Annotated in this window: 2 protein-coding genes; both read left to right on the top strand. The window is 59.6% G+C overall.

Annotated elements, in window-relative coordinates; genetic code table 11:
- On the top strand, positions 1-189 hold a 189-nt coding region (locus tag P7F28_RS10240; protein ID WP_277184382.1), incomplete at its 5' end, for a hypothetical protein.
- 50 nt (positions 190-239) lie between these two features.
- Positions 240-535, top strand: a 296-nt coding sequence (locus P7F28_RS10235) for a hypothetical protein (RefSeq protein ID WP_277184380.1), incomplete at its 3' end; no start/stop codon positions are given.

Raw genomic sequence — 535 nt, 5'->3', positions numbered from 1 at the left:
GGCGTCGCCGTCGAGTGCAAGATGCGAAACAAGGCGCGAAAAATCGACATCTATAAGCAGCTCGAGCGCTATGCGTCCCACGCCGAGGTCACGGCCATCGTGCTTGCTTCGAATGTCGCCATGGGGTTGCCGGCGGAGATCAACGGAAAAGCTATCTATGCCGCATCGCTCAGCCGAGGGTGGATCTGATGCGAACTTTTGGGGCCCTTCAGGTCGTTGAGAATGGCGCAGCATGGGAAATGTCCAAGCTCGAACCCCACGTGGCCATTCGCCTCAAGCAGCTATTTCCTCGCGTGCCCAAACAGTCAGCCGGACCATTCCGGTTTCCGCGCGATCTCATGCATGCGGCGGACCTGGACTGGTTCCTCGCTCGCTATCCTCTTGCCATCTCGGACGACGATCGCGCCGCATTAATGGGAGGCAAGCTTGCGTTCGACATCCAGCAGGCAGAGATGGAGCGCATTCTCATGCCGGACTACACTCCGCCCCCCTTCGCTGGACTGCGCGACGGACAGGTCATCCGGCACTACCAGAT

It is taken from the genome of Caballeronia sp. BR00000012568055, assembly GCF_029439455.1.
GTDB lineage: Bacteria > Pseudomonadota > Gammaproteobacteria > Burkholderiales > Burkholderiaceae > Caballeronia.
This window is presented reverse-complemented; position numbering and strand designations above follow the sequence as displayed.